General features: G+C 69.1%; 19 protein-coding genes. 12 read left to right on the top strand and 7 right to left on the bottom strand.

Annotated features, from left to right (window positions below):
• Window positions 1–15: 15 nt before the first annotated feature.
• Window positions 16–1,536, bottom strand: a complete 1,521-nt coding sequence (locus BI335_RS17525; RefSeq protein WP_229119682.1) for a dolichyl-phosphate-mannose--protein mannosyltransferase — start codon at window positions 1,534–1,536, stop codon at window positions 16–18.
• Between the two features lie 132 nt (window positions 1,537–1,668).
• Here BI335_RS17525 and rsmI point away from each other — a divergent pair, with 132 nt between their 5' ends.
• The 7 genes from rsmI to BI335_RS17560 all read left to right on the top strand — a co-directional run bounded on the left by rsmI (window position 1,669) and on the right by BI335_RS17560 (window position 10,083).
• The gene (rsmI, locus tag BI335_RS17530; RefSeq protein WP_094432548.1) at window positions 1,669–2,547 is read left to right on the top strand and encodes a 16S rRNA (cytidine(1402)-2'-O)-methyltransferase; all 879 of its coding nucleotides are present in this window, start codon (window positions 1,669–1,671) and stop codon (window positions 2,545–2,547) included.
• 90 nt (window positions 2,548–2,637) lie between these two features.
• Window positions 2,638–3,981, top strand: a complete 1,344-nt coding sequence (locus BI335_RS17535; protein ID WP_094355962.1) for an MFS transporter — start codon at window positions 2,638–2,640, stop codon at window positions 3,979–3,981.
• A 37-nt stretch (window positions 3,982–4,018) separates the two neighbouring features.
• On the top strand, window positions 4,019–6,490 hold the full coding sequence (locus BI335_RS17540) for a beta-glucosidase family protein (protein ID WP_208109371.1): 2,472 nt from the start codon (window positions 4,019–4,021) through the stop codon (window positions 6,488–6,490).
• A gap of 28 nt (window positions 6,491–6,518) precedes the next feature.
• On the top strand, window positions 6,519–7,196 hold the full coding sequence (locus tag BI335_RS17545; protein WP_094432552.1) for a TetR/AcrR family transcriptional regulator: 678 nt from the start codon (window positions 6,519–6,521) through the stop codon (window positions 7,194–7,196).
• A 113-nt stretch (window positions 7,197–7,309) separates the two neighbouring features.
• Window positions 7,310–9,007, top strand: coding sequence for a sodium:solute symporter family protein (locus BI335_RS17550; RefSeq protein ID WP_094355965.1), 1,698 nt, complete (start codon window positions 7,310–7,312; stop codon window positions 9,005–9,007).
• Between the two features lie 10 nt (window positions 9,008–9,017).
• The gene (locus BI335_RS17555; protein WP_094432554.1) at window positions 9,018–9,287 is read left to right on the top strand and encodes a hypothetical protein; all 270 of its coding nucleotides are present in this window, start codon (window positions 9,018–9,020) and stop codon (window positions 9,285–9,287) included.
• A 118-nt stretch (window positions 9,288–9,405) separates the two neighbouring features.
• Window positions 9,406–10,083, top strand: a complete 678-nt coding sequence (locus BI335_RS17560) for a hypothetical protein (RefSeq protein ID WP_133626487.1) — start codon at window positions 9,406–9,408, stop codon at window positions 10,081–10,083.
• 345 nt (window positions 10,084–10,428) lie between these two features.
• Here BI335_RS17560 and BI335_RS17565 read toward each other — a convergent pair whose 3' ends face one another.
• Window positions 10,429–12,069, bottom strand: coding sequence for a hypothetical protein (locus BI335_RS17565; protein WP_094432559.1), 1,641 nt, complete (start codon window positions 12,067–12,069; stop codon window positions 10,429–10,431).
• Window positions 12,070–12,291: 222 nt separating this feature from the next.
• Between BI335_RS17565 and BI335_RS17570 the strand changes: the two genes are divergently transcribed.
• Entirely contained in the window at window positions 12,292–14,835 is a 2,544-nt protein-coding gene (locus tag BI335_RS17570; protein ID WP_094405650.1) for a DEAD/DEAH box helicase, read from the top strand.
• On the opposite strand, the gene BI335_RS17575 is transcribed toward BI335_RS17570, so the two are convergent.
• Complete coding sequence (locus BI335_RS17575) at window positions 14,787–16,034, bottom strand: trans-sulfuration enzyme family protein (protein WP_094432561.1); 1,248 nt, start codon at window positions 16,032–16,034, stop codon at window positions 14,787–14,789. The two genes, BI335_RS17570 and BI335_RS17575, sit on opposite strands and share 49 nt — an antisense overlap.
• Before the next feature lie 108 nt (window positions 16,035–16,142).
• On the opposite strand from BI335_RS17575, the gene BI335_RS17580 reads away from it, so the two are divergent.
• From BI335_RS17580 to rsmA, 4 genes are read left to right on the top strand one after another with little or no spacing between them, the layout of a single operon-like run.
• Window positions 16,143–16,658, top strand: a complete 516-nt coding sequence (locus tag BI335_RS17580) for an Lrp/AsnC family transcriptional regulator (RefSeq protein WP_094355971.1) — start codon at window positions 16,143–16,145, stop codon at window positions 16,656–16,658.
• A gap of 24 nt (window positions 16,659–16,682) precedes the next feature.
• Window positions 16,683–17,516, top strand: a complete 834-nt coding sequence (locus BI335_RS17585) for a TatD family hydrolase (RefSeq protein WP_411266763.1) — start codon at window positions 16,683–16,685, stop codon at window positions 17,514–17,516.
• Complete coding sequence (locus tag BI335_RS17590; protein WP_229119678.1) at window positions 17,513–18,115, top strand: nitroreductase family protein; 603 nt, start codon at window positions 17,513–17,515, stop codon at window positions 18,113–18,115. The genes BI335_RS17585 and BI335_RS17590 overlap by 4 nt, the downstream gene beginning before the upstream one ends.
• Window positions 18,112–18,966: a 16S rRNA (adenine(1518)-N(6)/adenine(1519)-N(6))-dimethyltransferase RsmA gene (rsmA, locus tag BI335_RS17595; protein WP_094432566.1), complete on the top strand. Its 855-nt coding sequence runs from the start codon at window positions 18,112–18,114 to the stop codon at window positions 18,964–18,966. The genes BI335_RS17590 and rsmA overlap by 4 nt, the downstream gene beginning before the upstream one ends.
• 75 nt (window positions 18,967–19,041) lie before the next feature.
• Here the strand turns inward: rsmA and BI335_RS17600 are convergent, their stop codons facing one another.
• The 4 genes from BI335_RS17600 to BI335_RS17615 form a co-directional block, all read right to left on the bottom strand.
• Window positions 19,042–21,564, bottom strand: coding sequence for an HYR domain-containing protein (locus BI335_RS17600; RefSeq protein ID WP_094432568.1), 2,523 nt, complete (start codon window positions 21,562–21,564; stop codon window positions 19,042–19,044).
• A 176-nt stretch (window positions 21,565–21,740) separates the two neighbouring features.
• Window positions 21,741–22,184: an OsmC family peroxiredoxin gene (locus tag BI335_RS17605; RefSeq protein WP_094405656.1), complete on the bottom strand. Its 444-nt coding sequence runs from the start codon at window positions 22,182–22,184 to the stop codon at window positions 21,741–21,743.
• A gap of 41 nt (window positions 22,185–22,225) precedes the next feature.
• Window positions 22,226–24,232, bottom strand: a complete 2,007-nt coding sequence (locus BI335_RS17610; protein WP_094432570.1) for a vWA domain-containing protein — start codon at window positions 24,230–24,232, stop codon at window positions 22,226–22,228.
• Window positions 24,232–25,644, bottom strand: a complete 1,413-nt coding sequence (locus tag BI335_RS17615; protein WP_094432572.1) for a sigma 54-interacting transcriptional regulator — start codon at window positions 25,642–25,644, stop codon at window positions 24,232–24,234. Before BI335_RS17615 ends, BI335_RS17610 begins: the two co-directional genes overlap by 1 nt.
• Window positions 25,645–25,662: the final 18 nt, after the last annotated feature.

A 25,662-nucleotide genomic window follows, 5' to 3' on the forward strand; every position in this document is an offset into this window, starting at 1 on the left:
CCCGCCCCAACCGGCTTAAATCCAGGATTGGAACCACATCCGCAGCTGCCACTGCGACTGGGTGAGCAGGCCGTCGGTGAGGATCGGATAGAAGAAGGCGAAGTTGAGCGCGACCAGGGCCACGAACACCCCGGCGATGATGGCCCCGATTCTTCGGCGTTCACCACCGTCGGCGGGGCCGATGAGTCTGCCGATCACCAGCGCGACCGCGATGCAGGTGAAGGGGATGATGACGATCGCGTAGAAGAAGAACAGCGGCCGGTCGGAGTTCGGGAACCAGGTCAGCCAGGTGCTGGCCACACCGACGACGGGTACGCCGAAGCGCCAGTCCCGACCGAGCACCCACAGCACCAGTGCCGCGAGCAGCGCGAAGATGCCGACCCACCACAGGATCGGTGTGCCGATACCGCTGATCACCCGCAGACAGGTCTCGGTGCCCTGCGGGCAACCCTGCTGGCCGGGTTTGATGTCGTTGACCGCGTCGATGCCGATCGGTCGGGCGACGAACAGCCAGCCGGCGGGCGGGGCGGAGTAGGGGTGGGTCGCCTGTTTGATCCCGTCGCCGGTGTGGAACTCGAAGATCTCCTTGTGATAGGTCCACAGCGAGGCCAGCGCGGAGCCGAGGATCTTCACCGACCGGGCCTCGGGGTGCTGCGCACCCCAGTCGCGGTCGTAACCCCCCGAGGTGGTCAGCCAGCCGGTCCAGCTGGCCAGATAGACCACCCCGGCCACCCCGACCTGGTAGACGAACGCGATCGGGGCGTCGGTGAACAGTCCCTTCCAGGCCTGCGGTCCGGCGCCGGCCAACCGGCGGGCGCCGATGTCCCAGAACACCGAGAGCACCGAGAAGAACGCCAGCACATAGATGGAGTTCCACTTGGTGGCGCAGGCCATCCCGAAGACGATGCCGGCGACCAGCCGCCAGGGCCGCCAGAGGAACACGGGGCCGAATCTGCCGCCGAGGTCGGTGAGCTTGTTGGCTTCCAGATGGTCGGCGAGCTTGTCCCGGTACCAGTCCCGGTCCCGGACCAGCACCGCCACCCCGAGCACGCAGAAGAACGCCTGGAAGATGTCCAGCAGCGCGATCCGCGACATGGTGAAGTGCAGCCCGTCCAGGCTGAGCAGCAGTGCGGCGACGCCGCCGATCAGGGTGGAGCGGGCGAGCCGCCGGGTGAGGAAGAACACCACCGCGATCAGCGCGCACCCGATGATCACCGAGGAGATCCGGAAGCCGAAGGCGTTGAAGCCGAACAGTTTGATGCCGATCGCGATCAGCCATTTGCCGAGCGGCGGGTGCACGATGAACGACCCGGACTCCTTCATTCCGGAGAAGTCGCCGCGGATCACCTGCTGGTCGGCGCCCTCGGCCCAGTCGTGCTCGAAACCGGTGGTCAGCAGGGCGTACGCGTCCTTGGCGTAGTAGACCTCGTCGAAGACCATGCCCTCGGGCCGGGACAGGTTGATCAGGCGGATGATGAACGCGAACAGGGTGATCCCCAGGGCCACCAGCCACGCGGTTCCCCAGTCGTTCGGCATCGCGTTGCGGAGCCGATCGATGGTCGAGACCGGGGTGCTGATCTGCTGCGCTCCGGTCACCGGATGCGGCTCGTCGTACCAGCGGCGGGTGGGCGTATCGTCCGCGAGTTCCTGAGTCACGCCGGTCATCCTATGCTGGCCGGGTTCGTTGTCCGCAGGTCTTCGCAGGAGTTCGGGAGGTGCAGGGTGCTGGTGCTCGCCGGTACGCCGATCGGCAGCGCCGAGGACGCCTCCCCGCGGTTGCTGCGGACGCTCGCCGAGGCCGAGGTGATCGCTGCCGAGGACACCCGGCGGCTGCAGGGTCTGCTGCAGCGGCTCGGGATCTCCACCGCTGCGCGGGTGATCTCCTACTTCGAGGGCAATGAGGCGGCACGCACCCCCGAGCTGCTCGAGGAGCTGCGCGCCGGGCGTACGGTCGTGCTGGTCACCGATGCCGGGATGCCCTCGGTCTCCGATCCGGGATACCGGCTGGTCGCCGCCGCGGTCGCGGCCGAGTTGCCGGTGACCGCGGTGCCGGGGCCGTCGGCGGTGCTCACCGCACTGGCCGTCTCCGGGTTGCCGGTGGACCGGTTCACCTTCGAGGGTTTCCTGCCGCGCAAGGCGGGGGAGCGGAGCCGGCGGCTGGCCCGGTTGGCGACCGAGGAACGGACGATGGTCTTCTTCGAGGCGCCGCACCGGCTGGCCGATTTCCTCCGCGATGCCGCCGAGGTGCTCGGTGCCGAGCGGTCGGCGGCGGTCTGCCGGGAGCTGACCAAGACCTATGAGGAGGTACGCCGCGGCGGGCTCGCCGAGTTGGCCGACTGGGCCGCCGAGCATGCCCGCGGGGAGATCACCGTGGTGGTGGCCGGGGCGCCGGCCGCCGACGCCGATCCGGCCGCGGCGGTCGCCGAGGTGGAGCGGCTGATGGCCGAGGGGCAGCGGATGAAGGCCGCCGTCGCCGAGGTCGCGGAGCGTGCCCAGGTGGCCCGCAATGCCCTTTATCAGGCGGTGCTGGCGGCGCGGAAGGGCTGAATCGGCAAGACCCCTCGACAAATTAGTGGACGTCCACTAATAATTGCGGAGGCGCGGTCGACCCGTGTCACCTCAGTACCGAGGAGCCCCATGAGTGCAGCGCAGCGTTCATCCGTCCCCGAGCCGGGGGACCCCACCATCTCCGCGACCGGCAGCCCGAATCTGATCGGGCCGCGATTGAGCGTCCCCTACCTGGGGCAGCGGCCGCAGGAGCGCCGCCCGGCGTGGTTCATCGGCGGGGTCTTCCTGGCCCAGTTCGGGATCTTCCTGGCGCTGCTCGGGCCGGCCACCGTGTCGATCGCGCTCAAGGTGACCACGCTCACCTCCGATCCGGCGCAGCAGGCCGCCTGGACCGGTACGGCGCTGGCACCCGGGGCGCTCGCCGCGGTGATCTTCAACGCGGTCGGCGGGCGGATCTCCGATCGCACCACCTCTCGCTTCGGCCGGCGGCGACCCTGGCTGGTGATCGGCTTCGTCGGCTTCCTGGTCGCGATGCTGGTGATCGCGCTCGGCACCAATGTGCTGATGCTGGCCGTCGGCTGGTTCCTGGCCCAGATGTGCGCGAATGTGGCGTTCGCCGCCTTCCTCGCCTCGCTGTCGGATCAGCTGCCGCAGCAGCAGTACGGCAAGACCTCGGGCATCGTCGGGATCGCGCAGAACGTCGGCATCATGGGTGCGACCTGGGTGAGCTCGTGGTTCGAATCCAACATGCTGCTGCTGTTCCTGGTGCCGGCCGTCATCGGGTTCGTGCTGGTCGTGGCGTACGCCCTCACCCTGCCCGAACCGGTGCTCAAGCAGAACCGGCACCCGTTCAACCTGCGGGAGTTCCTCGGCACCTTCTGGACCAATCCGATCAGACACCCGGACTTCGCCCTGGCCTGGTGGGGGCGGTTCATGATCATCCTGGCGTCCTACCTGTTCGTCACCTTCCGGTTGTTCTACATGACCAACCATCTGGGGCTGGACCGGTCCCGGGCGGCCGCCGCCGTGGCGCTCGGGGTCACCATCTACACCGTCGCCTCGATGGTCGCCAGCCTGCTCGCCGGCTGGATCTCCGATGCCACCGGCCGGCGCAAGGTGCTCGTCGCCGCCGCCATCCTGCTGTTCGCCATCGGCACCTACCTGCTGCTGCATGTTGACTCGGTGACCGGGTTCTACGTCGTCGAGGCGGTGATGGGGTTCGCCTACGGCTCCTATGTCGCGGTGGACCTGGCGCTGGTCTTCGAGGTGCTGCCGGACCGGGAGAACAACGGCAAGGACCTGGGGGTGTTCAACATGGCCAACGCCCTCCCGCAGTCGATCGCCCCCGCCGTCGGTGGCGTCCTGCTGTCGCGGCTCGGGGGCGGTACGGACTTCACCGCTCTGCTGATCACCGCCGCCGCGGTCGGCGTACTCGGCGCGATCCTCACCATGTTCATCCGGTCCGTCCGCTGACCACCACGATCCGAACCCACGATCCGAAGGAATGCCGATGCCCACCATCGACGAACTCATCGCCCGTCTCGATCTGAACCAGAAGGTACGCCTGCTCACCGGCTCGGCGGCGTTCTCGCTCGCCCCCGAACCCGCCATCGACCTGGCCCGGGTGGACATCTCCGACGGCCCGACCGGGGTCCGTGGCCTCAAGTTCATCGGCGGGGACCGGGTGGTGCTGTTCCCCAGCGCCACCGTGCTGGCCTCGGCCTGGGACGAGGAGCTGATCGAGGAGGTAGGCCGGGTGGTCGCCGACGAGGCGGAACGCCAGCAGATCGCCACCGTCCTCGGGCCGACCATCAATCTGCACCGCACCCCACTCGGTGGCCGGTTGTTCGAGCAGTATTCCGAGGACCCGCTGCTCACCGGCCGGATCGCCGCCGGGTATGTCCGCGGCATCCAGCAGCAGGGGATCGGGGCCTGCCTGAAACACCTCGCCGCCAACGAGGCGGAGACCGAACGCAACACTGTCGACTCGGTGCTGGATGAGCGCACCCTGCGAGAGGTCTATCTGCTGCCGTTCGAGATCGCGATCGCCGAGGACCCGTGGATGGTGATGGCCTCCTACAACAAGGTGAACGGCACCACCGCCACCGAGAACGCGCAGCTGCTCCGGGGAGTGCTCCGCGACGACTGGGACTGGGATGGCGTCGTCGTCTCCGACTGGTACGCGACCCGAACCACCGTCGAGTCCGCGGCCGGCGGGCTGGATCTGGTGATGCCCGGCCCGCACGGACCCTGGGGGGACGCGCTGGTGGCCGCGGTGCGCGAGGGCCGGCTGGCGGAGTCGGTGATCGATGAGAAGGTACGCCGGGTGCTGGCGCACGCCGACCGGGCCGGGCTGCTGGGTCGGGAGCGGACCTGGCGGGACGGTATCCCCGCCCCGGATTCACCCGAGCGGGTGGCGCAGCTCACCGGGTTCGCCGCCGCCGGGTTCACGCTGCTCAAGAACGACGGGGTGCTGCCGCTGGAACCGGGCACCCGGGTTGCCGCGATCGGTCGACCGGTCGTGCAGACCGTCGGCATGGGAGGCGGATCGGCGACGGTGAACGCCCCCTATCAGCGGTCCATCGCCGAGGGACTCACCGGTGTGTCCGACCGGCTCGGATCGCTGGTGGTGGTCGACGGCGTGGAGGTGCGGGACCGGGCGGTGACGGCTGGTCCCGGGACCCTGATCGACCCGGTGACCGGAAGCGAAGGCGTCCGGGCCCGCTACTTCGACGCGGCCGGGGAGCTGCTCGCCGAGGTGCACAGCGATGTCGCCTCGGTGAGCGTGGGCTTCGACGACGACCTGCCGCGGCCGGCCACCGCGGTCGAGCTGCGCGGCGTCCTCACCCGGGGCGGACTGCTCGAGGTCGGGGCACTCGGCTCGGGGGCCTGGCAGCTGCTGGTGGGCGATCAGCGGTCCGAACTGATCCTGAGCATCAGCGGTCACGACCCGGGTGAGGCGATGCTCAAACCGCCGAGCCGGAGCACGCCGATGCAGGTCGCCGAGGGCACCGAGATCGTCGCCCGGGTGGACATCACCGGCGGTGCCGGCACCGCGTCGAGCGCCGACAACGCCGAGCTGGATGCGCTGAACGCCTCCGGTGCCGGGCCGAAGGGGATCGTTGCCGGCCCGGTCGCGCGCCCGGTCGAGGAGGTCATCGCCGAGGCGGTCGCCGCGGCCCGGGCGGCCGATGTCGCGATCGTCGGGGTGGGGCTCACCGAGGAGCAGGAGACCGAGGCCGTCGACAAGAACACCCTCGCGCTGCCGGGGGAGCAGGACCGGTTGGTCCGCGAGGTCGCCGCGGTGGCACCGCGGACGGTGGTCGTGGTCAACGCCTCGACCCCGGTCCTGATGCCGTGGGAGGACGAGGTGGACGCGGTGCTGGTCGTCGGCCTGCCCGGCCAGGAGGGTGGGCTGGCCATCGCCCGGGTGCTGCTGGGCGAGCTGGAGCCGGCGGGCCGGCTGGTCACCACCTGGCCGGTGGCCGACGGGGCGACCCCGGCCTGGGAGGTGGTGCCCGAGAACGGCCGGCTGGTCTATCGCGAGGGCACCTTCGTCGGGCACCGCGGCCACCAGCCCTACGGTCTGGCACCCCGGCCGGCGCACTGGTTCGGTGAGGGGCTGGGCTGGGGGGACTTCTCCTACGGCGAGCCCGAACTGGGCACCGACGCCGACGGCCGCCACGTGGTCTCCGTCGAGGTGCACAATGCCGCCGATCGGGCCTCCCGGGAAGTGGTGCAGGTCTATCTGCGGCCCAGCGACCCGGCCGAACCGGTGCGGCTGGTCGGTTTCGCCGCGGCGCGGATCCCCGCCGGTGAGCAGGCGCGGGTCGAGGTGGTCTGCGACCCGCGGCTGTGGCGGAGCTGGGATGAACAGGCCGGTGGGTGGAGCGAGCTTGCTCCCGGTGGGGAACTGTTGGTGGCCCGCGGGCTCGGCGACGTACGCGGCCGGGTGCCGCTGGCGGCCTCGGTCTCCTCCTGACCCGGCGGGTGAGTGGGAGGATGACCGCGTGCCGAAGCCTGATCGCGTACCCGAACCCGAACCCGATCCCGGGCCCGACCCCGGGCCCGACCCCGGGCCCCGGCGAGGTCCGGGGCGCCCGCGCGGTGGCGACTCCGCCGAGGTCCGTGCGCGGATCGTGCGGGCCGCCATCGAGCTGATCGGGCGGCAGGGTTACCGCGCCACCTCGATGGCCCAGATCGCCAAGGTGGCAGGCATCTCCGCGACGGGGCTGGTGCACCACTTCCCGGCCAAGGAGGAGCTGTACGCCGCCGTGCTGCGCGAACGCGACGAGCTCGACCGGATCATGTTCCGGCCCACCGAGGCGGTGCCGTGGGCGGCGCTGGAATCGGTGGTCTCCCTGGCCAGCGCCAATGCGCAGCGCCCGGAGATGGTCCGGTTGTTCGCGTCGGTGGCCGGTGAGGCGACGGAGGGGACCCACCCCGGAAACACCTGGCTGCGGGAGCATTACGAGCAAACCTTCGGCCAACTGTGCTCGGCGATGCGGGCGGACCAGCAGGCCGGGGTGGCCCGGGCGGACATGCCGGTGGAGCGGATCGCCCGGGAGATCGCGGCGCTGATGGACGGATACCAGACCCAGTGGCTGCTCGATCCGAGCGTCGACATGGCCGCCCTGCTCGACGAGCGGATCGCCGAGATCCGGGCCGTCTGGTCGGTGCAGTCGTAGCAGCCCGGGGTCGCGCATCCTCCAGGGGGGCGGCGCTGGCGGCGCGGAAGGGCTGAGGAGTAAAGTCCCGGACCCCGGTACAACCCCGCACCGGGCCACCCCGGGGAGGTTTCATGGATCCCGCAGTCCGCCTGGACGCCCAATGGATCGACTATCTGTTGATCCTGGTCTATTTCATCTTCGTGCTCGGCGTCGGCTGGTTTGCCCGCCGGGGCGTCTCCAGCAGTATCGAGTTCTTCCTCTCCGGGCGGTCGCTGCCCGCCTGGGTGACCGGGTTGGCGTTCATCTCCGCCAACCTGGGCGCGGTCGAGATCATGGGCATGTCGGCGACCGGTGCGCAATACGGCTATCCGACGATGCACTACTTCTGGGTCGGCGCGATCCCGGCCATGCTGTTCCTCGGCGTGGTGATGATGCCCTTCTACTACGGCTCCAAGGTGCGCTCGGTGCCCGAGTTCATGCGCCGGCGGTTCGGTACCGGCGCGCACCTGGTGAACGCGCTCTCCTTCGCGGTGGCCCAGGTGCTGATCGCCGGGGTGAACCTGTTCCTGCTCGGCAGCATCGTGCAGCGGTTGCTCGGCTGGCCGCTCTGGCTGGCGCTGATCGTCGCCGCCGCGATCGTGCTGTCCTACATCACCCTGGGTGGTCTGTCGGCGGCGATCTACAACGAGGTGCTGCAGTTCTTCGTGATCGTGGCGGCGCTGCTGCCGCTGACGTTGATCGGTCTGCACCGGCTCGGTGGTTGGAACGGCTTCAAGCAGGCGGTGGCCAATGACGGCGGGCTCGGCGCGACCCAGCTGCACACCTGGCCGGGCGAGCAGCTCTCCGGTTTCACCAACCCGGTGCTGTCGGTGGTCGGCATCGTCTTCGGTCTGGGCTTCGTGCTGTCCTTCGGTTACTGGACGACCAACTTCGTCGAGGTGCAGCGGGCGATGGCGTCCAAGGACATCACCTCGGCCCGGTTGACGCCGATCATCGGCGCCTTCCCGAAGATGTTCATCCCGTTCATCGTGATCATCCCCGGCATGATCGCCGCGGTCCTGGTGCCGCAGCTGGCCGAGTTCAAACGGCTCTACCCGCAGGGTGAGGCGGCGGCCCAGGCGGCCACCGGGGTGACCTACAACGACGCGCTGCTGCTGTTGATGCGCGAGACCCTGCCGAATGGTCTGCTGGGTGTGGCGATCGCCGGTCTGCTGGCGGCGTTCATGGCCGGCATGGCGGCCAACGTGTCGGCGTTCAACACCGTCTTTTCCTACGACCTGTGGCAGCAGTACGTGAAGAAGGACAAGCCGGACGACTACTACCTGAAGGTGGGCCGGCTCGCGACCATCGCGGCCTGTGTGATCGCGATCTTCACCGCGCTGATCGCGGCGAACTTCTCCAACCTGATGGACTATCTGCAGACGCTGTTCGGCTTCTTCAACGCGCCGCTGTTCGCCACCTTCATCCTCGGCATGTTCTGGAAGCGGGCGACGCCGACGGCGGGCTGGGTCGGCCTGGTCGGCGGCACGCTGTCCGCGGTCGCGGTGTTCATCCTGAGCGAGACCGGGGTGATCGACCTGCCCGGCCAGGGCGCGGCCTTCCTGGCGGCGAGCGCGGCGTTCGTGGTGGACATCGTGCTGATGGTGATCGTCTCGCTGGTGACGACGCCCAAGCCGGCGAGCGAGTTGCGCGGGCTGGTCTATTCCGAGACCCCGCGCAGCGACCTGGTGGACGCCGACGCCGCGCGGCACCGCTGGTACCAGAAGCCGACCGTGGTCGCCGGTATCGCGCTGGTGATGGTCATCGCGCTCAATGTGATCTTCCGCTGAGGGGTTGGAAATGAGTGACACACATCGCACCCGGGCCCATTCCGCCGGCGCTTTCGACGTCCGGAACTTCATCGCCCTGCTGATCGGCATCTACGGAGTGGTGGTGCTGCTGCTCGGCCTGTTCGCCTTCAACGCCGAGGAATCCGCCCGTACCGACGGGATGAACGCCAACCTGTGGGCCGGCATCGTGATGATCGCCTTCGCGGTGCTCTTCGCGCTCTGGGCGAGGGTACGCCCGGTCAAGGTCGTGGAGACCGAGCAATTGGAGAATCCGGAGTAGGGTCGGGTCGGGTGGGTCCCGGGCTCGTCCCGGTGCGGTGGATCATCCAGCGCCGCACGAACCTCGGATGGGCAAGACTTGCGAGCAGTATCTGACCATCTCCGAAGATCGGGGCCAGATGACCTCCGCAACCCGGACCGCCCACCGACCCCGACTGCTCCGCCGCGCGATGGTGGTCGGCGCCGTCCTGTTCACCCTGATCGGCCTCCCATTCACCGTCGTCGGCGCGATCCAGGGCAATGACTATTTCGCGGTCCCCGATGCGTCGCTGAGCACGGATTCGGCGGCCATGGTCACCCGCGAGATCGATGTCGAGGGCCGTCGTCCGACGGATCCGCAGAACGATCCAGGTGATCTGTCCCGGGTCAGGATCCAGGTCCGACCTGCCGATCCGAACAGGCCGGTGTTCGTCGGCATCGGAAGACGCGCCGACGTCGAGCGATATCTGCGGGGCGTCGCCTACGACGAGATGGCGACCTTCACCACCGACCCGCTCCGGGTGACCTGGCAGCGGCATCCGGGTGGCGCGGCCGCGTCCCCGCCGGCCGCTCAGTCGTTCTGGGCAGCCACCTCGAAGGTGGTGGCTCCCGGTGTCGTCGAGCTGGAATGGGACAAGTCGCTGGGTGAGTGGATGGCCGTCGCCATGAACGCGGACGGTTCCCCCGGTCTGGTGGTCTCGGCCAACATCGGTCTGCGCTGGGGTTTCCTGCTGCCCGTGGGAATCGGGTGCCTGGTTCTCGCGACGACCCTCGTCGGGGGACTCATCCTCCTCACCCGGAGAGCGGCGAAGCGGTGATCCTGAGCTTGAGCATGGATTCCTCCCCGTTGGCTGCGTGACGTTCATCGAGTAGGTCGCGCAGCGACCGTGTCCTTCACGTTCATCGAGTAGGTCGCGCAGCGACCGTGTCGAGATGAATCCCATGCTCGCTGAGCGAGCGAGGGATGCCTTCCCACGTTGGCTGAGCGAGGAGGAACGACGAGTCGAAGCCACGGCCTCTGGGTGACGGTGGTTTCGACTCGTCGCTGCGCTCCTCGCTCAACCAACGTGGGTGTTGACTGCGCGCTCCTGTGGTCGGGGCATGGGAGTTCGGTTGGGGCATGGCACACCATGCTCGGACCGAAGGACGATGCCCCGACCGAATCAGAAGGGTGCGGGTTCGACGGATTCGCTTCCCTGGTTGGATAGCAGGGCAGGCTGAGTATCCGGCGGAGCCGACTTCTTCGCCTTCTGCTTCGCCGTCTTCTGCTTGGCCGCGTTGGCCTGGTCGCGGGCAGCCTGGCGTAGGTCGCGAAGCCGTTGGTTCTTGCGGGCGCGGCGGAGCCGCTCGCGTTCGCGGGCTTCGTCGGCTGCTTGTTCGGCTTCGGCCTGTTCCTTCTCCAACTGGGCCTGGCCGTTGCACAGGGTCTCCCAGAGAAGCTTTTCGGTCCGGGAGAGCGAAGCCGCCGGGTCGTTGATCAGGTGATCGGGTGGTGGATGGTCCCAGGTGCCATGTGCGCTGACCCAGGCCTCCTGCCCGGCGGGTGTTTTCCAGTGGAACACCCCGGGGGAGGGTTGCTCGACCTGATAGCCGGCGTGGGTTCGTGCGCGGTGCGAGGCCCGGGTCAACGGCCCCAGGTTGTCCGAACTGGTCGGCCCCTCCGGTGCGGGGATCGTGTGGTCCAGGTCGATCACGCGGCCGAACGCGCTGCGATTCGATCGGGGGAACATCACATACCGGTCGCGCAGCTTCACCCGCTGGGCGAGTTCGTCACTGGGTCGGTAGGTGTTGACCATCACCGGTGCGGCCAGGTCAATCACCGGCCGCACCTTCACGGTGCCAGCGCACTGGGCGAGCAGCTCCTTCAAGTGCTGGAGGGTGACCGGTCCGAGGGCTTCGCCTTCGCCGCCGCGGCCATTCGCGAGGTCGCGGGAGGTCATGTGAAGGATCAATTCGGCACCGTGCCGGCAGCGTTCGGATGTGGGTGTGACGATCTCCCCGTGCTTGTTGACCACCTCACCCGTAGGCGTGACGGTGGCGCCGTCGAACAGCGAGGGCTGGAGCAGTTGCCGGGCCCGGTCGGGATGTGCGAGGTGACCCAGGGCTTCCGCGCGGAGCTCGTCACGGGAGGCCGTCGAGCCACCGGCCTTCAACACGTCGGCGAGGCGGTCCAGCGTGCCGTTGAGCTGCTGCGCGTCGCCGGCGTCGAGGTTCGCGTAGAGGTCGGTGATCCCGGCGATGGTCCGGCTGGGGGTGAACTCGACACGGCGTTGCTTCTTGGCGGCTTGCCGTTCGGCTTCTTTGTCGTCGTTGAGGATCAACGCGACCTGGGCCTCGGTCGTCGCGACCGCACGCTTGGGGGTGAGGTTGACCAGGCGCAGTGACCAGAGGGAGTCGAACTCGCGGGCCTGGGTGAAGTTCAGCTGCAGGGCGGCGCGGGTGATGTCGCGGGCGACCCAGACGGGGATGTCGCAGTCGAGGGTGGCCTGCCACAGGATCGGATGCCGATGCCGCAGGTTGAGCACGTCGGCGGTCCAGACCTGCGCGGTCTCCGGTGAACACCCCAGCGACATCGCCAACTCGAGGTGAAAGAACTCGGTGATCCCGGGCGTACCGTCGGCACCGGGGAACACGAGTTGTTCACCGTGGAGGACGCGGGCGGTGAGTTCGTCGGTGTGGGTGTTGAGGCCGGAGTAGGTGTCGCAGGCGGCGGCGATCGCAACCAGCCGGCGGGCTTCGGCCTGGGCGATGGTCTCGCTTTCGGCGCGGATCGCTGCGAGCACTTGGGCTCGTTCGGTGGTCATCTGTGGTCACCTCCTTTCAACTGCTAGTCCCACATTAGTCATTGTGTTCGAATAACTCAAGGGGTTTGGGGAGATTTTTTCGGGTTCATCTCGACACGGTCGCTGCGCGACCTACTCGATGAACGTGAGGGCGCAGGGGTGTGCCGGGTTCATCTCGACACGGTCGCTGCGCGACCTACTCGATGAACGTGGGGCGGCGTACCGGGCCGCTAGGATCGGCGGGTGAAGTTGACCGATCGAGTGGCCGCCGATGCCGACAGCCTCTATGACCGCTTCACCGAGTGGACGCTGGAGCGGGGGCTCGAGCTGTATCCGCACCAGGACGAGGCCGCGATCGAGCTGTTCAGCGGCAACAACCTGATTCTCGCCACGCCGACCGGGTCGGGGAAATCGCTGGTCGCGGTCGCGGCGCACTTCGCGGCACTCGCCACCGACCGGGTCAGCTTCTACACCGCACCGATCAAGGCCCTGGTCAGCGAGAAATTCTTCAGCCTGTGTGAGATCTTCGGCGCCGACAACGTCGGCATGGTCACCGGCGACGCCTCGGTAAACGCCGACGCCCCGATCATCTGCTGCACCGCCGAGATCCTCGCCAACCTCTCGCTGCGCGAGGGCAAGGACGCCGACGTCGGCCTGGTGGTGATGGATGAGTTCCACTTCTATTCCGAACCCGACCGCGGTTGGGCCTGGCAGGTACCGCTGCTGGAACTGCCGCAGGCCCAGTTCCTGCTGATGTCGGCCACCCTCGGCGAGGTCGACCAGTTCGTCACCGACCTGACCGAGCGCACCGGGCGTACCACCGCCGTCATCGCCGGCGCCGAACGCCCCGTCCCGCTGGAGTTCGAGTGGTCGATGACCCCGCTGCAGGACAAGGTCGTCGAACTCGTCCGCGACGACAGGGCGCCGGTCTACCTGGTGCACTTCACCCAGGCCGAGGCACTGGAACGCGCACAATCCCTGCTCTCCTTGCCGTTGCTGCCATCCGGTGCGGCCGAACGGATCGCCGCGGAGATCGGCGCCTTCCAGTTCGGACCCGGTTTCGGCAAGGTGCTCTCCAAGCTGGTACGCCGCGGCATCGGCGTGCACCACGCCGGCATGCTGCCCAAATATCGCCGCCTGGTCGAACAACTCGCCCAGACCGGCCTGCTCAAGGTGATCTGTGGCACCGACACCCTCGGTGTCGGGGTCAACGTCCCGATCCGCACCGTGCTGCTCACCGGTCTCAGCAAATACGACGGCCGCAAGGTGCGCCGGCTCAAGGCCCGCGAGTTCCACCAGATCGCCGGCCGGGCCGGCCGGGCCGGTTTCGACACCATCGGCTACGTGGTCGTGCAGGCCCCCGAACATGTCATCGAGAACGAACGCGCCCTCGCGAAGATCGGCGACGATCCCAAGAAGCGCAAGAAATTCCAGCGCCGCAAACCCCCCGAGGGCTTCGTCTCCTGGAACGAGGAGACCTTCACCAAGCTGATCGACGCCGAACCCGAACCGCTGCAGAGCCGGATGCGGGTCACCCACTCGATGATCCTCAACATCGTGCAACGTCCGGGCGACCCGTGGCAGGCGATGCGGTCCCTGCTCCAGGACAACCACGAGCAGTGGCGGCGTACCCGTCAACTCTCCCGCCGCGCACTCTCGCTGACCCGCGGCCTGCTGGAATCCGGCGTCCTGGTCAAACTCGACCCGCCGGCCGCCGACGGGCGCACCTGTGCGCTGGCCGACACCGTCGGGGAGGACTTCGCGCTGAACCAGCCGCTCGCGCCCTTCGCCGTTGCCGCATTGGAACTCCTCGATCCCGAGGCCGACAGCTACCCGCTCGATGTGGTGTCGGTGATCGAGTCGGTGCTGGAGGATCCGTTCGTGGTGCTGCTCGCCCAGCAGCACAAGGAACGGGGCGCCGCGATCGCGGAGATGAAGGCCGACGGCATCGAATACGAGGAGCGGATGCAGCTGCTCGAGGAGGTCACCTGGCCCAAGCCGCTGGCCGAACTGCTCGAGCACGCGCTGCAGGCGTACGCCCAGTCCCACCCCTGGGTCGATCCGAGCGCGCTGTCACCGAAGTCGATCGTCCGCGACCTCTGGGAACGCGCGATGGACTTCACCCAGTTCATCGGCTTCTACCAGCTGCAACGCTCCGAGGGCGTCGTACTGCGCTACCTCACCGACTGCTACCGCGCCCTGCGCCAGACCGTGCCGGATTCCTTCCACAGTGAGGAACTGGACACCCTGATCGAGTGGCTGGGGGAGCTGGTCCGCCAGACCGACTCGTCACTGCTGGACGAGTGGGAGGCGCTCACCGACCCGGACAAGGTCGCCGCCGAGGCGGCGGCCCGCGCCGCCGGCACGCCACCCCCGCCGCCCCGTCCGGTGACCGGAAACGAGCGGGTTTTCACCACCATGGTTCGCAATGCGATGTTCCGCCGGGTCGAACTCGCGGCCCGGGACCGCTGGCAGGAGCTCGCCAACCTGGACGCCGCGGCCGCCGCGCTGCCCGAACCCGAGCTGCCGGTGTTGATGACCGCCGACGCCTGGGACGAGGCGCTCGGCGGTTATTGGGACGAGCACGACGAGCTCCGCACCGGCGCCGATGCCCGCGGACCGGCGCTGCTGCGGATCGAGAAGCACCGCACCCGCTGGGAGGTCACCCAGGTGCTCGACGACCCCGAGGGCAACCACGACTGGCGAATCCTGGCCGAGGTCGACCTGCCCGCCAGCGATCAGGTCGGTACCGCGGTGGTGCGCACCCTCGCATTCGAACGGCTCTGATCACGGGCCGCACCCATCGCCTGCGCCAGATCGGCGATCAGATCGCTCGGATCCTCAAGCCCCACGGACAATCGGAGCAGATCGGCATGCGGCCGGGCCTCCGGTGCGACCGGGCGGTGGGTCAGCGATGCCGGATGCTGGATCAGCGAATCGACCCCGCCCAGGGACACCGCATGGGTGATCAATCGGAGCCCGGTGACCAACCCGGAAGCGGCCTCGAACCCGCCGGTCATGGAGAACGCGATCATCGCACCGGGCCCGCGCAATTGCCTGCCCAGCAGGGATTGCGGGTCCTGGCCAGCGAGTCCCGGATAGCAGACCCGGTCCACCTGTGGCTGCCCGGCCAACCACTGCGCGATGACCTGGGCATTGTCCTGCTGGGCCCGCATCCGTACCGGCAGGGTCTGCAACCCGCGATGCAGCTGGTACGCCGCCAGCGGATACAGCAGTGCCCCGGTCAGCGCGCGTACCCCGCGCAAGCGCGTGGCCCACTCGGCATCGCAGGCCACCACACCACCGAGCAGATCACCGTGGCCGCCGAGATACTTGGTCGCCGAGTGCAGCACCAGGCGCACCCCCTGTCGGCGCGGCTGCTGCAGCACCGGGGTGGCGAAGGTGTTGTCGGCCAGCACCGGTGCCGAACCGGCCTGCGCGACGATCGCGGCCAGATCGACCAGTTCCAACGACGGATTGGCCGGGGTCTCCACGATCACCAGCCCGGTCTGCGGGGTGATCGACTCGGCGACCGTGTCCGGTTCCGCCCAGGTCACCGTCGTGCCCAGCAGCCCGGTGGCCAGCACATGATCGGTGCCACCGTAGAGCGGCCGGACCGCCACCACATGGGGCGTACCGGCCTGCACCAGTGCCAACAGCACGGCCGACAGCGCCGCCATCCCGGAGGCGTACGCCACCGCCTCCTCGGTGCCCTCCAGGGCTGCCAACCCGCGCTCGAACCGATCCACGTTGGGATTCCAGAGCCGTTGGTAGACCAGGCTCTGCCCGGACCCGGGCCGGCCACCGCCGGCCAGCGTCTCGTAGGCCTCTCCACCGCTGTCCAGATCGCTCACCGGATAGGTGCTGGACAGGTCGATCGGTGACACGTGCACCCCGCGCGCGGTGAGGTCCTCGCGTCCCGCATGGACCGCCATCGTGTCCGGCAGGGAACTGTCCAGCTGGTAGGAATCATCATCGAAACGCATACCCTCATGGTGCGGAATACGCGGCAGCACGACCAGAGTTCCGTGATATCCACGGCTCGAGATCGCCCAACCATGGATTCTGCGAAACCGGCCCGTTAGTCTGGCCGGGTGCCGAAGAAGCCGCAACGTCGCCGCCTCGACCCCGGTCCGGCCCCGCGGGAACGCCCCAGGTTGGACGAGATCGATGCCGCCCTGGTCCGGGAGCTGACCGCCGACGCCCGGATCTCCAACGCCGCCCTGGCCGCCGCCGTCGGGATCGCCGAATCCACCTGCAGCGCCCGCGTCCGCGCTCTGGTGCAGCGCGGCATCATCGAGGGCTTCACCACGGTCCTCGATCCGGTACGCCTCGGCGCCCCGGTCCGGGCGATGGTCGCGGTCCGGCTGGCGGGTCACGATATGGCGCAGGTCGACGCCTTCGGGATCGAGGTGGCCGAACTGCCCGGGGTGATCGAGGTCTGGAATGTCTCCGGCGCCGAGGACTTCGTGGTGCACGTCGCCTGCGCCACCCCCGACGAGCTGCGCGACTTCGTGCTCACCCACCTAACCGCCCGGGCGGGGGTGGTGCACGCGCAGACCTCGCTGATCTTCCGCAACCACCGGGGTCGCGGCGTCGCGGTGAACTGAGCGCGGCTCACTACACTGACGCGGGTGAAGGACGAACTGCCGCCGAGCCCGGACCCGCTGCCGCGACCGGTGATCGACTCGCACTGCCATCTGGACACCGCCGAGCAGGTCACCGGACTCGACCCCGCCGACGCGCTGGAGCGCGCGGCCGCGGTGAACATCACCCGGATCGTGCAGGTCGGCACCGATGTCGAGGGCTCCCGGTGGGCGGTCGAGGCGGCCCGACGCTTCGACACGGTGGTGGCGACGGTGTCCATCCACCCCAACGATGCGGCCCGCCTGGGGCGTACCGGGCTGCCCGACGCGCTCGCCGAGATCGACCGGTTGGCCGGTGAGGACCGGGTACGGGGGGTGGGGGAGACCGGCCTGGACTACTTCCGCACCACCGAAACCGAGTTGCAAGAACTGCAGCAGGAATCCTTCGCCGCACACATCGCGATGGCCACCCGCCACGACCGCACCCTGGTGATCCACGACCGCGACGCCCACGACGACATCCTCGCGGTGCTGGACGCCGAAGGAGTGCCGGAGCGGGTCGTCATGCATTGCTTCTCCGGGGACGCGGATTTCGCCCGCGCCTGCCTGGACCGTGGGGCCTGGCTCTCCTTCCCCGGACCCGTGACCTACAAGGCGAATTCGGCGCTGCGGGAGGCGCTGCGGATCACCCCGGCGGACCGGCTGCTCACCGAGACCGACGCCCCCTATCTGGTGCCGGTGCCCTGGCGCGGCTATCCGAACGCCTCCTACCTGATCCCGCACACCGTGCGTTTCATGGCCGAGGAACGCGGTGACGATCTGGACGAGCTCTGCGATTCCCTGACCAGCAACGCCTTTGCGGCGTTCGGGGGCGCGTGGTGAACCTCGACACCGCGATCCGGCGGCGGCGGATGGTGCGGGAGTACGCCGACACGCCCGTCCCGCACGAGCTGGTCGAGGAGCTGCTCGATCTCGGTGTCCGCGCCCCCTCGGCCGGATTCAGTCAGGGCGTCAGCCTGCAGACCCTCGACGGTGCCGCGGTGGACCGCTTCTGGGAATTGACCGTGGACGCCGGAAGTCGTTGGTTGGAACGGATGCGGACCGCCCGGGTGCTGATCCTGGTCTGGGCCAGCAAGGCGGCCTATCTGGACCGGTACGCCGAACCCGACAAGGGCTGGACCGATCGCGACGAGACCCGCTGGATCGCGCCCTACTGGTATGTGGACGCCGGCATGGCCGCGGAGAACATCCTGCTCGGCGTGGTGGACCGCGGCCTGGGCGCCTGCTTCTTCGGTATCCCACCGGGCAAGGTGGACGCGGTCCGCGATGGTTTCGGCGTACCGGCCGAGCAGCTCAGCGTCGGGGTGATCAGTCTCGGTTGGCCCCGTCCGGGTGAGACCCGGTCGGGTTCGCCGCGTCGGCGCCAACGGGTCCCGCGGGAGCAGCAGGTGCACTGGGGGCAGTGGGGAGGACCGGGGTGAGCGGCCTGCTCGACGCGCGCACGGTGCGGGAGCTCGCGGCGAAGCTGGAGCTTCGACCGACCAAGCAGCGCGGTCAGAATTTCGTCATCGACGGCAACACGGTCCGTCGGATCGTCAAGGCCGCCGAGCTGTCCGGCGACGATGTCGCCCTGGAGATCGGGCCCGGGCTCGGTTCGCTGACCCTCGGGCTGTTGGAGGTGGCCCGGCACGTCACGGTGGTGGAGATCGAGGACTCGCTCGCCGCCCAGCTGCCGCTGACGGTCCGGACACGGATGCCGGACCGCGCCGACCGGCTGGACGTGGTGCACGCCGATGCGCTGCGGGTCACCGAGCTGCCCGGACCGGCGCCGACGACGGTGGTCGCCAATCTGCCCTACAACGTGAGTGTCCCGGTGCTGCTGCATCTGCTGGCGACTTTCCCTTCCCTGCAACGGGGTCTGGTGATGGTGCAGCTCGAGGTGGCGGACCGGTTGGTCGCCGCACCGGGGTCGAAGATCTACGGCGTGCCGTCCGTGAAGCTGGCCTGGTGGTGCGAGGCGCGCCGCGTCGGCACGGTGCCGCCGTCGGTGTTCTGGCCGGTGCCCAATGTCGACTCCGGCCTGGTCCGGATGGTCCGCCGGGAGCCGCCGTCCACCACCGCCACCCGGGAGCAGGTCTTCACCGTCATCGACCTGTCCTTCGCCCAGCGCCGCAAGATGCTGCGCTCCGCCCTGTCCGGGATCTGCGGTTCCTCGGCGCTGGCCACCGAGGCCCTGGAGCGGGCCGGGGTGGATCCGCAGGCGCGCGGTGAATCCCTGCTGGTGCAGGATTTCGCGCGGATCGCCGAGCAGGTCTTCGACACCACCGGTTGAACATCCGAAGGCCCGGCCCCCCGCGGGGGGGGGACCGGGCCTTCGGGTGGTGGTTCAGCAGTCAGTCGACGGGCGTCACTTCACCAGCTGGACCGTGACGGTCCTGGTCTGGCCGTCGGCCAGCGTCGCGGTGAGCTGGTAGCTGCCGGTGCTGTAACCGGACTTCGTGCTCAGGTTGAAGATGTACTGCGGATCGCTGTAGCGGAACAGGTTCCCGGTGGTGGCGGCCGAGGTCGAGACGGCCTCCTGCTCCCCGGCACTGGTGCTGTCGCTCAGCTTCTGCACGGTCAGCTTGACCACCGCATCGGTGACCGGTTTGCCATCACAGGTCACCTGGATCTTCACCGGGATGGTGCTGCCCAGCTTGAACCGGCTGGACCCGTCGGCATTGATGGGTTGGGAGAAGGCGCTCATCGTGGCCGGCTTGGTCGCCACGGTGAAGCGGCGGGTCTGCTCGGCCCGGTTGCCGGCGTTGTCGATCGCCCAGGCGGTGTAGGTGTAGCTGCCCACCACACCGCTGGCCGGCGTGATCCAGTTGTCACCCTGGTCGGCCACCCCGGAGAGTGCGTCGGTCGCGGTGAACGTCGGCCGCGCCGGTGCGGTCGGGGTGCAGGAGCTGATCGTGCTGCCGTTCTCCGGGCCGTTGACGGTCAGCACCGGGGCGGTCTTGTCGATGTTGATGCCGGACACGGTGTTGCTGGCGCTGTTGCCGGACTTGTCGGTGCAGGTGCCCGTCACCGACTGGTTGGCACCCTCGGTGCTCACCGTCTCGGTCACCGTCGAGGCGCCGGAAACGCTGTCGGTGCAGGTCCAGGTCGCCGTCACCGCACCGTTGTTCCACCCGGCGGCATTCGGTGCCGGGGTGACACCGGTCAGTTCGATCACCGGGGCGGCGGTGTCGACGACGGTCACGGTGAAGCTGGCGGAGGCCTTGTTGCCGGAGGCGTCGGTGGCGGTGCAGGTGACCGTGGTCTTCCCGAGCGGATAGAAGGCCGAGTCGCCCGGTTCGCAGGTGACGCCGGGGTTGGCATCGACCACATCGGTTGCGGTCGGCGCGACGTAGGACCAGTTGGCGCCACCGAGGGTGTTGCCCTCGACGGTCGCGTCCTGCGGCATCCCGGTGAGCACCGGTGCGGTGCTGTCGGTCACGGTCACGGTGAAGGTGGCGGTGGCCTGGTTGCCGGACCTGTCCACGCTGGTGCAGGTGACGGTGTTCTCGCCCAGGTCGAAGAAGTCACCGGAGCTCTTGCTGCAGCTGACGGTGGTCGCGCCGTCGACGATGTCGCCGGCGGTCGGCTGGTCGAAGGTGACGGTGGCGCCGCCGGTGGTGTTGCCCTCGACCGTGAGGTTCTTGGCCGAGATCACCGGGGCGGTGGTGTCGGTGACGCGCACCACGAAGGCCGCGGTGGCCCGGTTGCCCGCACTGTCGGTGCTGGTGCAGGTGACGGTGGTGTCACCGACCGGGAACAGGTCGCCGGAGCTCTTGTCGCAGGTCACCACGGTGCTGCCGTCGACCGTGTCGGTGGCGGTCGGCAGGGCGAAATCGACCGTGGCGCCGCCGCGTGTGTTGCCCTCGGCGGTCACATCGGAGACCGTGATCACCGGCGCGGTGGTGTCGACGACATTGACCACGAAGCTGCCCGAGCCGACCTGGCCGGAGCCGTCGGTGGCGGTGCAGGTGATGGTGGTCGAGCCGACCGGGAAGGTGCCGCCGGAGGCCGGCGTACAGCTGACCGGGACGTCGCCCCAGACCACGTCCTGCGACTTCGGAGCCTGATAGGTGTACGCCGCCCCCGCGGCCGAGGTGGCCTCGATGGTTGCGCTGGCGGGCAGCTCGGTGAGCACGGGTGCCGCGGTGTCGACCACGGTGACGGTGCCGGTGGCGGTCGCGGTCAGGCCGGCGCTGTCGGTGGCGGTGCAGCTGACCCGGTTGGCACCGAGCGGCAGCACCGAGCCGGTGGCCGGCATGCAGCTGACCGCGGGAGCGTTCTGATCCTCGGCGTCGGTGGCGCTGCCGATCTCACCGAAGACCAGCGTGCGCCCGCCGAGGGTGTTGCCCTCGAGGGTGACGTCGTTGACGGTGATGGTCGGCGCGGTGTTGCAGTTCCTGGCGGTGCCGGTGACCGCGAGGGTCGCGGACCGGGTGATCGTGCCCTTGTCGGTGCTCGCTCCGGTCGCGTCGAAGGCCACGATGCCGCTGAAGGCCCCGGCCGTGGTCGGGCTGAGCGTCAGAGCGGCCGAGACGGTCCCGGACTGGGTCCGGTTGGCCAGCTTCTCCCAGTTGGCCGGGAGCTTGATGGTGTTGGACCCGAGTGCGGCGGTGAGGCCGGTTCCGGTGGCGCTGGCGGTCACGGTGACCGTGCTGCCGTTGGCGAAGACCTGGCCCTGACCCTGGCGGGTCACCGAGACCAGGACATCCTTGGTGACCGACTCGCCGACACAGACGGTGCCGAGGTCGATGGTTGAGCCGCCGCTGACGGGGGTGACCCCGTCGCCGGTGAGGGTGGTGTCGTCCGCCATCGCCCGGATGGGCGCCAGTAACAGCATGGAGGCGGCGGTGAGCGCGACAAAACGGCTCACCACAAGGGTGCGTTGCATTGATTGATCCCCGATTCAGATCCCCGATAGGAGCCCCCGTTGGCTCCACGGCGGAACTATGTCATGCCCGACACGTCCAGCACAGCATTTTCGAAAAACTTTATTGCGGTCAAATAATGAGACACGCCCCGCAGCCGGGTGGCGACGGGGCGTGTGACGGTGGTAGTGCCGCCGAATCAGCTCTCCAGCGTGGACTCCATCGTGATCTCGACGCCGGTCAGCGCCTTGCTCACCGGGCAGTTGGCCTTGGCGAAGTTGGCCGCCTGATCGAACCCGGCGGCATCCAGACCGTCGACCTCGCCGCTGACCTTCAGCGTGATGCCGGTGAGCTTGAAGCCGCCGTTCTCCTTGTCCGGGCCGAGGGAGACGTCGGCGGTCACCTCGAGCGACTGCGGCGTACCGCCCTGCTCGGCGATCGCCGCCGACAGCTGCATGGCGAAGCAGGCGGAGTGCGCCGCGGCGATCAGCTCCTCGGGGCTGGTGGTGCCGTCCGCCTCGTCGGCGGCGCGCTTGGGGAAGGACATCTCGAAGGTGCCGAGGCCCGAGCTGGTCAGCTCGACCTGTCCGGACCCCTCCTGCAGGGTTCCGTTCCAGGCGGTACGTGCGGTGCGAGTGGGCATTGAGCGACTCCTGTCCGTGGTTCTGCTCTGGGAGCCCCACTCTAGAACTCGCGGTCCCGCCCGCCCAGATAGGACCCGACGACGGCGGCCCCGAGGTCGTCCAGATCCGGGGCGACGACCTCGCCCTCGACCCGGCGGACCAGTCCCTCGATGAAGCGGGTCAGCCCGGGATCGCTGCCCAGGCGGAAAAAGGTCACGTTGGCACCAAGCCGTCGGGAGGCGTCCAGTTCCTGCACGGTGAGCGCGATCGTGTAGGGCGACGGGGGATAGCCGAAGATCGCCTCGCCGTCCGGTTCCAGGTGCGCGGTCGGCTCACCGTCGGTGACCACCAGCAGCACCGGCTGCGCCGAGGGATGCCTGCGGAAGAAGCGGTTCGCGAGCAGCAACCCGTGGTGCAGGTTGGTGCCCTGGATGCCCCAGTTGGACTCCATCGCGGTGAGCTCACCGATGTCGAGGCGTTCGGCGTGCCGGCCGAACCCGATGAGTTCCAGCGAGTCCCCGCGGAACCGGGTGCTGATCAACTGGTGCAGCGCCAGCGCGGTCTGCTTCATCGGCACCCAGCGCCCCTCGATCGCCATCGAGAACGAGGTGTCCACCAGCAGCGCCACCGCAGCCTGGGTGCGGTCCTCGGTCTCGGCGACCTCGATGTCGTCCATCTGCAGGCGGACGCCACCGCCGGCGCGTGCGCTGCGCGCCTCGGCGCCACCTTCGGAGGCGGCGCGCAGCACGGCGTTCTGGACCGACCGGGTGACGTCCCACGGTTCGCTGTCACCGAACTCCCAGGCGCGGGCGGCGCCGGTGCGATCACCGGCCGCACCGGCCCGGCGGGTCTCCCGGGCTCCGGTACGCCCCGAGAGTCGCCGCGCGACCTGCCGCAGCAGCGCCCGGCCCAGGTGCCGCATCGCCTTCGGCGACAACCGCAGCGCCTGATCCGGGCCGCGGGTCAGATAGCCCGAATTCTTCAACGCTCGTTCGAGTTCTGCCAGGGTGCGGGCATCGACGGCGGCCTCCGGTCCGAGCTGGCCGGCCAGCTTTTCCAGATCCACATCGTCCAGCGACGCCCCGGCGTGCTGCTGGGCGAGCTGCTCGGCCAGCGCGTCCAGATCGGCCAGGTCCTGCATCATCCCAGCGGCCTCACCCAGCCCGACCCCCTGCTCGCCGCCGAACTCCTCCGATGAGCCCCAGTCCTCACCGGGGCGCAGCCCGCGCAGCGTGCTGTCCAACTGGGACAGGGATTGCATCAACTGCGGGGATCCGAACGCCTGTTGCGCCAGTGCGTCCAGCTCGGCCCGCTGCTCGGGGGAGAGTGAGTTGCGCATCCGCTGCGCGGCGGCCGCCCGCTGGGCGAGGGTGTCCAGCAGCTCGTCGATGTTCTGCGGGTTCTCCGGGAAGAACTCACCGTGCCTGGCCATGAACTCATCGAAGTCGGCCGGGGTGTCCTCACCGCGGGAATGCTTCTGCAGCAGGGAGTTCAGGTCATCGACCATCTCCTGCACCCGGGCCCGATCCTCATCGGTGGCATTCTCCAGGGCCTGCTTCATGCCGGCGAAACGCTGGTCGAGCTGCTCCCGGCCGAGCAGATCGGAGATCTTCTGATACGCCTCCCGGGCCTCACTCGAGCGCCACTGGTAATCCCGCAGTTCATTCACCGCGGCAGCGGTCGAGGGCGGCAGATTCTCCAACTGCAGTTCGGAGAACCGGGCATCGTCGTCCAGGTCACGGGCCAGCTGCTTGCGTTCGGCGAGCACCGCCTGGTCGAGCAGCTCGCGTACCTCGTCGAGGGTGCCGTCGAGGCGATGCCGCTGCAGCAGCTGCTGCCGCTTCTCCGCGACCCGGCGGGCCAACTCGTCCAGGCCGGTACGGTTCCGATCGCCACGCCGCAGGAACTCCTGCATCGCCCGCTGCGGAGAGGTGCCCTCCATCACGTCGCGACCGATCTGCTCCAGCGCCTCGGCCAGATCCACCGGCGGGGCCAGCGGATCCGGCCCGTCGTGATAGGGCCCGTACGCCGAACGGTGCGGGTCCGGACGCCTCCCGAAGCCGGCCATCAGCCGTACACCGCTCCCTGGTCGCCGCTCTCCTTGCTGATCCGACGGGCCAGGTAGAGGCCCTCCAGCGCCAGCTCGGCCGCCCCGGCGCGGGCCCCGACACCGTCGGCCCGGACACGTTCGGAGATCCGGTCATAGAGGTCGGAATCCAGGCTGGGCAGGGAATCCAGCAGTTCGGTGGCGGTCACCCGGTCACCGGTGGTGACCAGCCGGGAGCCGTCCATCGCCGCCACCAGTTCGGCCAGATCCAGTCCGCGGAGCTTCTCCCGGACCGTCGCCGCGGTCGCCTGACGCAGCAGGTGGGTGAGGATCTCGGTCTCGCGACCCTCCTCGCCGACCTCGAACTCGATCTTGCCCGTCAACACGTCGACCGCGGCCGACAGGTCGACCAACCGGGCCACCGCCTCCTGCTCGCCGCGCACCGTGGCGCGGTGCAGCGCGGCCGCCGCGACGGTCTCGGCACCGGCGATCGCGAAGCGGGCCGAGACACCGGAGCGCTGGTCGACCGCGGAGGAGGAACGCAGTTCGCGGGTGAAGCGGGCGAGCACCTCCAGCAGCACATCGGGCACCTCGGCGACCAGCTCCGCCTCCTGCCGGATCACCGCGATCTCGTCGGCGATCTCCAGCGGGTAGTGGGTGCGGATCTCGGCGCCGAAACGGTCCTTCAGCGGGGTGATGATCCGGCCGCGGTTGGTGTAGTCCTCCGGGTTCGCCGAGGCCACCACCAACACATCCAGCGGCAACCGCAGCAGATAACCGCGGATCTGGATGTCGCGTTCCTCCATCACATTGAGCAGCGCCACCTGGATCCGTTCGGCCAGGTCCGGCAGCTCGTTGATCGCCACGATCCCGCGATGCGCCCGCGGCACCAGGCCGAAGTGGATGGTCTCCGGATCGCCCAGGCTGCGGCCCTCGGCCACCTTCATCGGGTCCACGTCGCCGACCAGGTCGCCGACGCTGGTGTCCGGGGTGGCGAGCTTCTCGGCGTACCGCTCGTCGCGATGCCGCCAGGCGACCGGCAGGTCATCGCCCAGCTCGGCGGCGCGGCGCTGCGAGGCCGCGGTGATCGGCTCGAAGGGGTGCTCGCCGAGTTCGGAGCCCTCGATGACCGGGGTCCACTCATCGAGCAGACCGACCAGGCTGCGCAGCAACCGGGTCTTGCCCTGGCCGCGCTCACCGAGCAGCACGATGTCGTGGCCGGCGAGCAGGGCCCGCTCGACCTGGGGGATCACGGTGCCCTCGAATCCGTGCAGCCCGGGCCAGGGATCGGTGCCCGCGGCGAGTGCGGAGAGCAGGTTGGCGCGGAGCTCGGCACGCAGGCTCTGCTGCTGGTGGCCGCTGGCCCGGAGCTCGCCAACGGTACGGATCTCGGGCGCCCGATCCTGGGGCGTTTCGCGCGTCGTCGTCGTCACCCATTCGATGGTACGCGC

The sequence above is a fragment of the Enemella evansiae genome, from assembly GCF_002250705.1.
GTDB classification, from domain to species: domain Bacteria; phylum Actinomycetota; class Actinomycetes; order Propionibacteriales; family Propionibacteriaceae; genus Enemella; species Enemella evansiae.